The sequence below is a fragment of the Nocardiopsis sp. NPDC058789 genome, from assembly GCF_042745575.1.
Taxonomy (GTDB): domain Bacteria; phylum Actinomycetota; class Actinomycetes; order Streptosporangiales; family Streptosporangiaceae; genus Nocardiopsis; species Nocardiopsis eucommiae.
In genome coordinates this window covers 33,233-43,945 of record NZ_JBHYOW010000017.1, presented here as the reverse complement: position 1 = coordinate 43,945, position 10,713 = coordinate 33,233, and the positions used below count along the sequence as shown (strand labels likewise).

Here is a 10,713-nt window from a genome sequence, read left to right as displayed (position 1 = left end):
AGGTGGCGTCGGTGGTCAAGGGCGTCCCCCGGAGAGTGCGTGTTCGGACGTCGGGCGCGGTGCCGGGAGGGGGAACCGGCCGGTGGCGAGGGCGTGCAGCTGTTCGGCCTGGGTGCTCCGCCCCTCGTGGAGGACCCCGGGCAGGAGGTCACCGAAGGCGTTGACCTCGCAGACCGTGAAGCGGCGCCAGCCGGGGGAGACCAGCAGGTCCACCCCGGCGTGCAGCGTTCGCGGGAAGACCCGGGCGGCGGCCTCCGCCGTGGCCGTGGCCGCCCGCCAGGCGTGCGGGCCCATGCTCTCGCGCAGCGCCGACAGGTCGCCCCGGGCGTTGCCCAGGTGCAGGTTGGTCATGGGGGAGCGCGAGGAGCGCACCACCGCGTGCGTGGCCCGACCGGCGACCACCAGGACGCGCAGGTCGATCACCCGCCCCTCGAACCCCGCCTTGGGGACCCAGCGCTCCACGTGCAGTCCGTCGGGGGCGAGCGCGTCCACGATCGCCGCCACGTCGGCCTCGTCGGTGCGGGTGCGCGGCCGCAGCACGTTGTACAGCTCGACCGACCCGCCCTCGCGCACCAGGTGGGCCGAGGTGACCGCCCGGATCCGCCCGCCCGGGGCGGTGGCCAGCGCGACCACCCCCGAGGCCGACGAGCCGTGCGCGGGCTTGACGAACACCCTCCGCCAGCCGGCCCCGGCCATCGCGGAGCGCAGGGACGCGTATCCGGTCACCGGCCCGGGCAGGGCCGGGGCGACCGGCACCCCGGCCGCGGCCAGCCTCGCGTGGCAGCGGCGCTTGTCGCACAGGTCGGCCAGGTCGTTCACGTCCTGGAGGAGGTGTGCCCCGGGGGTGGCCGCCACGGCCTCGGACAGCCGCCCCAAAGCGCGGACGAACCCGCGGTGCTGATCGGCCCCGCCCTCGACCCGGTGGAGGTCGGGATCGTGCCGCCAGCCGCGCAGCAGACGGGCGGTGGCGACGTCCTCGCCCGCCGAGTCCACGCGCACCAGCGCGCCCTCGGGCAGGGTGACGGGACCGGCCGCCGGGTCCGCGAGGTCGCGCCAGGCCAGCGGGACCGGGGCGGGGAGCCCGGCCGCCCGCGCCGCCTCGGTGAACAGCGCCAGGCGACGGTTGCCCGGAACGCACACCACCACCAGCGGACGGTCGAGCGGCGACCGGTCCCGGGTCACTCGGAGACCGCCGTGTAGTAGGAGAGGCCGCCGTCCGCGTAGGGGTTCTCCTCGGGTTCCAGGCGCCCGGAGAGGTCGTGCACGACCCCCGAGGCGGTCAGGGCGGCCCCCAGCCTGTCGGCCATCTCCTCGGACAGGTAGTGGTGGTGCAGGTCGAGGCGGCGCAGACCGTGGAAGACGGGGGTGTCCAGCAGGATCCGGGCGCCCCGGTCGGTCATGGCCCCGAGCGACAGGTCCAGCTCCGAGAGGCTCCGGGTGACCGGGGCCTCGGCCAGGGCCGCCACGCAGTCGTCGGCGTTCTCGGCGTTGCGCAGCCCCAGGGAGCGCAGCTTCGGGAACGCGGTCCCGGAGAGGAGCGGGGCGAGGTCCGCCTCCGTGGTGTGCTCCCCGGCGTACTCCTCCGCGCCCAGCCACAGCTCCAGGTGCTCCACCTCGGGCAGGGGCGCGGCGCACACGGTCCGGACGACCTCGGGGCGCAGCCCGCCGGACTGCACGGTCAGGCTCCGGAGGCCGTGGGGCTCGGTGATCGTCAGGTCGAGGCCGGCGCTCCCGCCGCGCACGGTGAACGCCGTCAGGTGCGGCAGCGCGGTCAGCAACGGGCCCAGGTCCCCGTGCTCGATCCAGGAGATCTCGTTCTCCTCCCGCGTGACGTCCCCGAAGAAGAGCGACCGCAGGCCGGTGTACGCGAACACGCGGCCGACCAGTTCGTCGAGGAGGTTCCCGGTCACCCGGGCCTCGTCCTCGACGTGCCCGACGACCAGGGCCCGGACCTCGTCCCGCGGGACCAGCCGCTCGAACTCGTCCAGGTACTCGGAGAGGGTCTGCGCGGTCCGCTGGTGGTAACCGGGTTCCTCCGCGCGCAGTCGCCACGCCACCGATCCGGGGGCGGCGATCGCCGCGAAGAGCGGTTCGTACGAGGACGGCAGGTCGGGGTGGCGCTCCCTTCGGTTGCTCGCCCACGACATGGCGATGTGGAACTCGGTGCGGAGGGCCTCCCACCCGGTGAACTCCACCACGGGGAGGCCCGCGTACTCGGTCAGATGGCTGCTGTTGGGCATGGGAATCCTGTCGGGGGTGGGACGGGGACGGGGACGGGGGCGGTCACGGCGGGGCTCACTCCCCGACGGCCGGGTAGTAGTCGACGTCCTCGTCGGTCGGGGACCCGCGCCCGTCGGAGAGGTCGACGCGGACCCCGGCCCGCGTGAACGCGGCCCGCACGCGCTCGGCCCCCTCCTCGCTCAGGAAGTGGTGGTGCAGGTCCAGGCTCTCCAGGTGCGCGAGGGCCGGGACCGAGGCCAGCAGGTGCTCGACGTCGTCGTCGCGCAGGGTGCCCAGGGAGAGGTCGGCCGAGCGCAGACGGGAGGTGAGCGTGGCCTCCGCCAGGGCCCGCACCCAGTCGCCGGTGCGCCAGGAGTTGCGCACTCCCAGGTGGTGGAGGGCGGGCAGGGCCTCGCCCCGGAGCAGCGGTGCGAGGTCCTCGACGGCGGTGTCGCCGCCGTAGTCGGCGACACCCAGCCACAGCTCCAGCCGCTCCAGCGCGGGCAGGTCTGCCGCGACGATCTCGCGCACCACCCGTCCGGGCAGGCCGCCGCTCTGGACGGTGAGCGAGCGCAGGGACCGGTGGCCACCGACCGCGAGGGACAGCGTCTCGCCGCCGCCGTAGGTCTCACCGACGCCCCGGACGGTCAGCTCCTCCAGCCTGGGGTAGGCGTCGAGCAGGGGAGCGAGGTCGCACTGGTGGATCCAGGAGATCTCGTTCTCCTCGAAGGTGATGTCACCGAGGAAGAGCGAGCGCAGCGCGGGGAAGGCGTCCGCGTGACGGACGAGCGCGTCGCGGGCGTCCACGGAGGGGACCTCGCAGTCGTCCTCCAAGCCCCAGTCACCGATGACCAGCGCCGACACCCGCGACGTGTCCACCTCCGCGACGAACCGGTCCAGGTAGGGCACGAACTCCTCGGCGTAGCCGGCGAGGCGCAGCCGCCACGCCACGGAGCCGGGGTCCTCCCTGGCCTCCTCCATGCGCACGTGCTCCGAGGAGCGGGGGCGGGTGCCCCGTCCGGAGCCCGGACGTGTCCCGGCGAGGTGGAGGTAGTGCTCCTCCGCCTCCGCGTCGAGGAACTCGACCACGGGGAGTCCGGCGTGCTCGGTGAGGTGTTCGCGGATCATGGAGGGGAGCCTTCCGTCCTGGCCGAGGGGTGTGCCACAGGTTCTAGCAGCGGAGGGTGACAGACCGGCGTGGGGCACCCGTCCCGGACCGTCACGGCGGCTCGGTGCGAAGGCCGTGAACGCCCCGATGCGGGCGGATTCCTCTTTCTTAGCAGCTGACAAGGGCGATCCGGACTTGTCCACAGGTGTGGACACGGGATCTCCGCCGACCGGGCGACCCGCCGCCGGGACCACGGCGGTGCGGCAGGACAACGGCGGATCGCGATGTGAAAGTGGTCGCATGGCTACGCACAGTGAACTCCGTGACTTCTGGGAACACCGGCTCGAAGGCGACTGGACCGAGAGCGGCGTCGGCTACCGCGCCCTCGGACGGCCCTTCAACACCTGGATGTACCGGGTGCGCGAGGAGGTCTTCCTCCGCGAGGTCGGCCAGCTGGGGCTGGAGGGCGCCAGCGTGCTCGACGCGGGCAGCGGCACGGGGTTCTACGTGAGCCAGTGGGAGCGCCTGGGTGCCGGCGACGTCACCGGCTGCGACATGACCGACGCCGCCGTCGAGCGCCTGCGCGGCCGGTTCCCGAACCACCGCTTCCTCCGCCAGGACGTGTCCGAACTGGACGCCTTCGAGGACGCCAGCTTCGACGCCGCCTCCTGCATGGACGTGCTCTTCCACATCACCGACGACGACCGGTACGCCGCCGCCTTCCGGTCCCTCGGCCGGGTCGTGCGCCCCGGCGGCACCCTGGTGATCTCCGAGAACTGCCTCCAGCGTCCCGAGCAGCGCGGAGAGCACCAGGTCAACCGGACCCTGGAGACGATCGCCTCGCTGGCCGACAAGGCCGGGTTCGACATCGTGCACCGAGTGCCCATGCTGATGCTGATGAACGCCCAGGTCGACGCCTCCCTGCCGTGGCGCAAGGTCTGGGGCGGGGTGCTGCGCGCCGCCACCGTCACCGCGCCGACGGGGTGGCTCGCCGGGGCGCTCCTGTACCGCGTGGACCGCAGGCTCGTGCGCGGTCGCCGGGAGAGCCCCACGACCGAACTCCTCGTGCTCCGCCGCCGCGAGGACACCTGATCCCCGGACCCCGAGGAGACACCTGGTCCCGGGGGTGACCGACCCCGGGCAGTAGGTGACTTTCTGTCCTGGTTCGGGACGAACGGGGGGTGAAGTCGAGTTCGCCCCGGAACGCGGTTCGTGCCCGGGACCGGGGCGGGCGCCGGGTTACGGTGGTGCTCCACCTTGGTGCCGGGTGGCCGCCGTTCCGGGGGTGCGGCGGACGGTCCGTTCGGGAGGCGACCGCATGGTGACACGCTCGACCATCACGACCTGGGTCAGACGGGGGCTGCTGGGGCTGCTGGCCACCCAGGTCGCCGTGGTCGCGACCCTCGTCGGTATCGACCACTGGCGCAAGCGGGTGCGGCCGCACCGGGCCAACTTCCCCCGCACCGACCCCGCCTCGGTGCCGGTGGGCGAGACCACCGCCACGGTCTACACCTACGGTGAGGACCTGTTCGAGGACATGCTGTCCGCGATCCGGGGCGCCCGCCACCGCGTCCTGTTCGAGTCCTTCATCTTCAAGTCCGACGCGGTGGGACAGGAGTTCAAGGCCGCGCTGATCGAGGCGGCCGAGCGCGGGGTCGAGGTCTACGTGATCTACGACGGCTTCGCCAACCTCGTGGTACCGCGCTCCTTCTTCCGCTTCCCGCCCTCCGTGCGGGTCATGCGCTACCCGGCCTTCCGCCCCGGCGTCCTCCTGCTCAACGTGCGCAAGTCCGGCCGCGACCACCGCAAGATCCTCACAGTGGACGGGGAGACCGGCTTCGTCGGCGGGTTCAACGTGGGCTCCACCTACGCCATCGAGTGGCGCGACACCCACCTGCGGGTCGTCGGCCCGGTCGTGTGGGAGCTGGAGAACGCCTTCGTGGACTTCTGGAACACCAACCGGCGCGCGGACCAGCCCGAGCTGCGGGGGATGGGGGAGGCGGAGTGGGACTCGCGTATCCGCGTCCACCGCAACGTCCCCGAGCTGATCATCTTCCCGATCCGGGCGATGTTCCTGGAGGCGGTGGACCGGGCCAAGGAACGGGTGATCTTCACCCAGGCCTACTTCATCCCGGACCGCGAGCTCGCCAACGTCCTCATCGAGGCGGCGGGTCGGGGCGTGGACGTCAACGTGCTCGTTCCGGAGAACTCCAACCACGTCGTCGCGGACTGGATGGCGCGCGGCCGGTACTCGGAGCTGCTGCGAGGCGGGGTGCGGCTGTGGCTCTACGAGGACGCCATGGTGCACGCCAAGACCGCCACGGTGGACGGCCGGTGGAGCACGATCGGCACCGCCAACGTGGACCGCCTCAGCCTCACCGGCAACTACGAGATCAACGTGGAGATCTTCGACGAGGGCGTCGCCCGGCACCTGGAGAAGGTCTTCGAGACCGACCTCACCAACGCCCGCGAGCTGACCGAGGAGGAGTGGCGCGGGCGCCCGTTCGCGGCCAAGTTCAGCGAGATCGTCCTGGCCCCCTGGCGCGGATTCCTGTGAGCTCGGCCACCTGAGCGCGGTCCGCGCCGCAGGGTCCGGTTCAGACGTCCTTCGGGGACAGTCGCGGGAACTTCCTGGGAAAGAAGCGGTCCGGGTCGGCCCTGCGGGGCCGGGGCCCGCCCCAGTGCTGCGGGCCGGGTTGGGGGTCCCTCTTCAGTGCCCCGGAGATCGCGGAGGGCGACCCGCCCCGCTGGCGCCCCCTGGTGTCGGCCCCGAGTTCGTCCATGTCGTCCCCGTCCGCCATCCGGCCACCCCCGTCCGTGCTCGCGCACGTCTCCTGCCTGGACCTTCGCTGTCCATGATGGCTCGGAAGGGCGCGGGCGCCGTCGCCCGACACGGAGGGGTCCGCCAACTTTCTCGTGACCCCGGAGCGTCTCGTGGGGACTTGTGACGTCTTGACGGTGTCGGGACGGATTCCAGACGCGGGAAAAGACGAAGGGCGCCCCTCTCGGTGGAGAGGGGCGCCCCTGCGTCGAGGCGGCCCCAGCAGGATTCGAACCTGCGACACCCGCTTTAGGAGAGCGGTGCTCTATCCCCTGAGCTATGGAGCCATGGGTGATCCCGTGGCCGGACGTTACCCGGCCACGGGGCCAAGCCTAACCCAGGATGGGTGTGCGTGGGGTGTCGATTGGTGTTGGAGGGTGCGGCCGAGGCACTCTGCGTGCGCGGCACAGTACGCTGACCTACGATTGGTTGTCCTGGTTGCGGTGTGATGTTGTTCATTTCGCGTGTCGTGATGAGAGCCGCCCGCGCGCTTCGGTCACTCTGGGCGGGCGGGTGTGATCGGTCACCGCACCCCGACGACCAGGCCTTCTTCCAGAGGCCGTGCGAGACGGCCGGAAGGGCGGCGACCAACCGTCCACGGGTTCGGCCGTCGGGCCGTACGGTCCAGTGTGTCCGCATGTGGACATGTAGTACGTTGCCTTGCGGCCACGAGTAGGTGTTCGAGGAAAATGCAGCCGGAGGATCATTCGTGCCGTTCACTTCCGAGTCGGCGCGGCGTAGGTCCCGCGCACCGGGTAGCGGGGTGCTGACCGTCCTGGGGGCACACCACCGGGTCCGGATCGCGCAGGCGCTGACACTCATGTTGGTCACGTCCCTGTTCGTCGTGCCGGGGTCCGTACCCCTGGCTCCACCAGCCGAGGCGAGCCTGGAGGACCTGCGCGAGCGCGCCGAGTCCGCCGCCGAGGAGCTGGAGAAGGCGACCGACGAGTACGTCGAGCGCCAGGACGCGCTGGAGGAGGCTCAGGAGGAGCTGATCTCCACGCTCCACGACCTCCAGCAGATCGAGGGCGACCTGAACGAGATGCGCGAGCCTCTCGCGCGCCTGGCCAGCACCATGTACCAGCAGCCCGACGCCGGTGTCCTCGGCATCCTCGCGGCGGGCGACCTCGACGACGACCTCCAGACGCAGTCCTACGCGGCCAAGCTGTCGGAGGACAACCAGGCGCTCATCCAGGACGCCACCAACCTGCGCGAGGAGCAGGTGGGTCTGGCGGGCGAGGCCCAGGAACTCCAGACCTTCACCCAGCTCGAACAGGCCGAGCTCGCCGCCGAGGTGGACTCACTGCGTGAACAGTCCGAGGCGAGCATGACCGAGCTGACGGACGAGCTGGAGTCGCGCGGTCTGGACCCCGAGGCGTACATGGCGGCCGCCGACTGCGACCCGAGCGCGGCCTCGAACGCGGGCGGCTACCCCAACGGGCTGCTCCCGCAGGAGGCCCTCTGCTCGCTGTACGACGACAAGTTCCTGAGGGCCGACGCCGCCGTCGAGTTCCTCCAGCTGAACGTCGAGTACGTGGAGGAGTTCGGCGAGAACATGTGCATCACCAGCGCCTACCGCGACCTGCCGAACCAGCACCGCGTCTACGCGCAGGAGCCGCCCGGCTTCGCCGCCGTGCCCGGCACCAGTAACCACGGTCTGGGGCAGGCGATCGACCTCGGGTGCGGCATCCAGAACTTCCGTTCGGAACGGTGGAACTGGATGGAGACCAACGGGGCCAAGTACAACTGGATCCACCCCGCCTGGGCGAAGTCCAGCCCCTTCGAACCCTGGCACTGGGAGTACGAGGGCTAGGGCGCGCGCTGGTTTCGGACCGGCCCGTCAGGCGATCCGGAGGGCGGCCCCGCGGGGCCGCCCTCACGTGTGTCGCGGCGGGGGCCGTGCGAGCCCCTGAGCGCCCTACGAAACGATCTCCGGGGTGACCTCGCTGGTGCAGTGGGCGCACTTGCTGGCCTTCTTGTTGATATCCGAGAAGCAGTGCGGGCACTCGCGGGTGGTGGCCTCCTCGGCCTTGATGAACTTCTCCATCAGCTTGCCCATGGGCAGGACCACGAAGAAGTACAGGACCGCGGCGGTGATCAGGAAGGAGACCAGGGCGTCCACGAAGGACCCGTACAGGAATCTGCTCCCGTTGATCTCGAAGTAGAGGTCGGAGAAGGTGGGGATACCGCCGAAGATCCCCAGGAGCGGGGTGATGAACCCCTCGGTGAACGCCGAGATGAGACCGGCGAAGACGGAGCCGATGACGACCGCGACCGCCAGCTGCACCAGGTTTCCCTGGAGCAGGAACTTCTTGAAGCCTTCCATGGAACTGCCCTACGTGTTCGTGAGTGGTGGATGCGCCCGGTGGGGCGCCCGGGATAGCTTTCACCACCCCTGGTCATCGGTCAACCGCGAATCGTGACAGACAGTCGCGAGGAGATCGCGTGCCCTGCCAGGGTTCTGGCTTCCTCGCTGGTCGCAGCGATGACGACCAGCGATCCCACCTCCCCGCTCGGACCCTCCTCCGCCGGAACCGCCAGCACCGGCCGGTCCCCGACCACCTCGACGGCCGGTCCGGCCCCGGACGGCGGCCCGCCGAACTCGTCGGCGCCCGTGGCCGCCAGTACGTCCACCCGGCTGCCGGGGGAGAGCAGGCCGACCACCCCTGCGTCGGCGACCCGCACCGGCACCGCGACCATGTCCGCGCCGTAGCGAGCCGCCGGAGGGTCGCTCAGCCGGGCGTCGGTCAGCACCTCGCCCCGGCGCACCGGAGCGTTCAACGTGAGCCCGGCCGTGGGGTCCCCGGGCGAGAGGGCCCCGTCCGGGACGGAGCGCTGGGCCACGACCACGGGGGCGAGGTCGTCCCCGGAGAGCGGTGCGGTCGGGTCGAGGTCCCTCGCCGCCACGAGCACCTCCGCCTCGGGCTGGGGCGGGGGACGCAGGACGAGGACCGCGCAGACCACGGCCAGGGCGGTCAGGACCGAGGCGACGGCGCGGCGGTGACGGTCGAGGAGGCGGAGCGGGCCGCGCCGGTGCCGGAACGGGGGCGGGGGGTGGCTCATGCCTCCAACGCTAGGCCGGGGGAGGTGGCCCCGGAGGGTTGTCCACAGGGCGGATTCGCGCTCGGATCCCGCCGGGTCCGGGAACCCCGGAGACGACGAAAGCGCCGCCGAGGGGCCTCGGCGGCGCGGCCACGGTCAACGGTGCGGTGGCTCAGCTGCTGGTCGCGGCGGTGCTGCCGCTGGTGCTCTTGCTGCTCGACTTGTCGCCGCCGCCCGTGCTGGCGGTGGCGGCGGCGGGGGTGCCGGTGCCACCGGAGTCGGAGGAGGGCTTGGCGGAGTCGGTGGACTTCTCGCTCTTGCCCTCGGAGCCGCCGTCGGTGTTGGAACCGGTCAGGGCGGAGCTGTTCGTGGTGGACTTACCGCTGTCGGTGCGGTAGAAGCCCGAGCCCTTGAAGACGATGCCGACCGCGGAGTACACCTTGCGCAGGCGACCCTCGCACTCGGGGCAGACCGTCAGCGAGTCGTCGCTGAAGCTCTGCACGACCTCCATCTGGGCGTCACACTCGGTGCACGCGTACTGGTACGTAGGCACTGTTCCGGGTCCTCCTTGCTGGCACTCACACCCGTCGACTGCTAAATAGTACGCGTTCGCCGACCACGGCCGCGACAACCCCTCACCGCTGCGGCGCGGAGCGTCCCGTGGGTCGGGCGGCACCGGGCCGAGGGCCGGGGGGAACGCGCGTACCGGGGCGGGTCCGGGACACGACCGCCAGCCATAACGCTCCGCTCCGGCGGCTTAATCCCCTCGGCTCCGCGTCCCCGCCCCCGACCCGCCCCCTCGCTCCGCTTCCCCCGCCCCACGGGCCTCACCCAGGGCGGCCGTCCGGGGCGCCTCCGGGCCAGACCGCCGAGTCCGGGTCGAACACGTGGAGTCCGCCGCCCGGGGTCACGACCGCGTCCACCGGCCGGTCGTGCGCCTCGGCGGGCAACTCGTCCACGAACTCCTCGTCGTGGACCACGGCGATCGCGGGCGTGTGCGGGCCCCTGAGCGGAAGCGCGCGGTCGTAGCAGCCCGCCCCGCGACCCATCCTCGTGCCACGGCGGTCCACCGCCACGGCCGGGCAGATCACCGCGTCGGCGCGGGCCAGCACCTCCGGTCCGTAGCGGTGCCCGGTCGGCTCCACCAGACCGTGCCCGGCCGACGCGAGCCCGTCGGGGCCGTCGTAGGCCGCCCAGTCGAGCGTCCCGTCGGGCAGGAAGATCGGCAGCAGCACGTACGTGCCGCGCTTCCACAGCGCGTTGACCAGGCCACGGGTGCCGGGCTCGCCGCCCACGGAGTAGTAGCAGGCGACGGTCCCGCCCATGGCGAGCCACGGCAGCTGCATGAGGGTGTCGCGGACGGCGGAACCCACGCGGGAGCGCTCCGCCGCGTCCCTCTCCCGCCGAGCGGAGAGCAGCCGGGCGCGGAGCGCGCGCTTGGCGTCGCGGTCGTGTTCGTTCGTGGCACCCATGAGCCCAGTGTGGCACCCGGCCCCCGCCTCCCCGAGGGGTGAACACTCGG

The 10,713-nt window shown here is 72.0% G+C and carries 11 protein-coding genes and 1 tRNA gene; 3 read left to right on the top strand and 9 right to left on the bottom strand.

The window, feature by feature from the left end; all coding sequences use genetic code 11:
• Positions 1-15 precede the first annotated feature (15 nt).
• From ACFW3L_RS22460 to ACFW3L_RS22450, 3 genes are read right to left on the bottom strand one after another with little or no spacing between them, the layout of a single operon-like run.
• Positions 16-1,182, bottom strand: a complete 1,167-nt coding sequence (locus tag ACFW3L_RS22460) for an STM4014 family protein (protein ID WP_378743482.1) — start codon at positions 1,180-1,182, stop codon at positions 16-18.
• The gene (locus ACFW3L_RS22455; protein WP_378743481.1) at positions 1,179-2,240 is read right to left on the bottom strand and encodes an STM4015 family protein; all 1,062 of its coding nucleotides are present in this window, start codon (positions 2,238-2,240) and stop codon (positions 1,179-1,181) included. The genes ACFW3L_RS22460 and ACFW3L_RS22455 overlap by 4 nt, the downstream gene beginning before the upstream one ends.
• Before the next feature lie 55 nt (positions 2,241-2,295).
• Positions 2,296-3,348: an STM4015 family protein gene (locus tag ACFW3L_RS22450; RefSeq protein ID WP_378743480.1), complete on the bottom strand. Its 1,053-nt coding sequence runs from the start codon at positions 3,346-3,348 to the stop codon at positions 2,296-2,298.
• 280 nt (positions 3,349-3,628) lie between these two features.
• Here ACFW3L_RS22450 and ACFW3L_RS22445 point away from each other — a divergent pair, with 280 nt between their 5' ends.
• Together ACFW3L_RS22445 and ACFW3L_RS22440 are read left to right on the top strand one after the other, a co-directional pair.
• Positions 3,629-4,420: a class I SAM-dependent methyltransferase gene (locus ACFW3L_RS22445; protein WP_378743479.1), complete on the top strand. Its 792-nt coding sequence runs from the start codon at positions 3,629-3,631 to the stop codon at positions 4,418-4,420.
• Positions 4,421-4,646: 226 nt separating this feature from the next.
• Positions 4,647-5,885: a phosphatidylserine/phosphatidylglycerophosphate/cardiolipin synthase family protein gene (locus ACFW3L_RS22440; protein WP_378743478.1), complete on the top strand. Its 1,239-nt coding sequence runs from the start codon at positions 4,647-4,649 to the stop codon at positions 5,883-5,885.
• A gap of 40 nt (positions 5,886-5,925) precedes the next feature.
• On the opposite strand, the gene ACFW3L_RS22435 is transcribed toward ACFW3L_RS22440, so the two are convergent.
• Positions 5,926-6,129 (bottom strand): hypothetical protein, encoded by a 204-nt coding sequence (locus ACFW3L_RS22435; RefSeq protein ID WP_378743477.1) that lies wholly within the window; start codon positions 6,127-6,129, stop codon positions 5,926-5,928.
• A 234-nt stretch (positions 6,130-6,363) separates the two neighbouring features.
• Positions 6,364-6,436: transfer RNA gene (locus ACFW3L_RS22430), tRNA-Arg, on the bottom strand.
• A 422-nt stretch (positions 6,437-6,858) separates the two neighbouring features.
• On the opposite strand from ACFW3L_RS22430, the gene ACFW3L_RS22425 reads away from it, so the two are divergent.
• On the top strand, positions 6,859-7,962 hold the full coding sequence (locus ACFW3L_RS22425; protein ID WP_378743476.1) for a D-alanyl-D-alanine carboxypeptidase family protein: 1,104 nt from the start codon (positions 6,859-6,861) through the stop codon (positions 7,960-7,962).
• Positions 7,963-8,067: 105 nt separating this feature from the next.
• Here the strand turns inward: ACFW3L_RS22425 and ACFW3L_RS22420 are convergent, their stop codons facing one another.
• The 4 genes from ACFW3L_RS22420 to ACFW3L_RS22405 all read right to left on the bottom strand — a co-directional run bounded on the left by ACFW3L_RS22420 (position 8,068) and on the right by ACFW3L_RS22405 (position 10,663).
• Complete coding sequence (locus ACFW3L_RS22420) at positions 8,068-8,475, bottom strand: MscL family protein (protein ID WP_378743475.1); 408 nt, start codon at positions 8,473-8,475, stop codon at positions 8,068-8,070.
• 80 nt (positions 8,476-8,555) lie between these two features.
• On the bottom strand, positions 8,556-9,212 hold the full coding sequence (locus ACFW3L_RS22415) for an SAF domain-containing protein (RefSeq protein ID WP_378743474.1): 657 nt from the start codon (positions 9,210-9,212) through the stop codon (positions 8,556-8,558).
• A 151-nt stretch (positions 9,213-9,363) separates the two neighbouring features.
• Positions 9,364-9,744: an FmdB family zinc ribbon protein gene (locus ACFW3L_RS22410; RefSeq protein ID WP_378743473.1), complete on the bottom strand. Its 381-nt coding sequence runs from the start codon at positions 9,742-9,744 to the stop codon at positions 9,364-9,366.
• A 274-nt stretch (positions 9,745-10,018) separates the two neighbouring features.
• Positions 10,019-10,663: a 5-formyltetrahydrofolate cyclo-ligase gene (locus ACFW3L_RS22405; RefSeq protein WP_378743472.1), complete on the bottom strand. Its 645-nt coding sequence runs from the start codon at positions 10,661-10,663 to the stop codon at positions 10,019-10,021.
• Positions 10,664-10,713 lie beyond the last annotated feature (50 nt).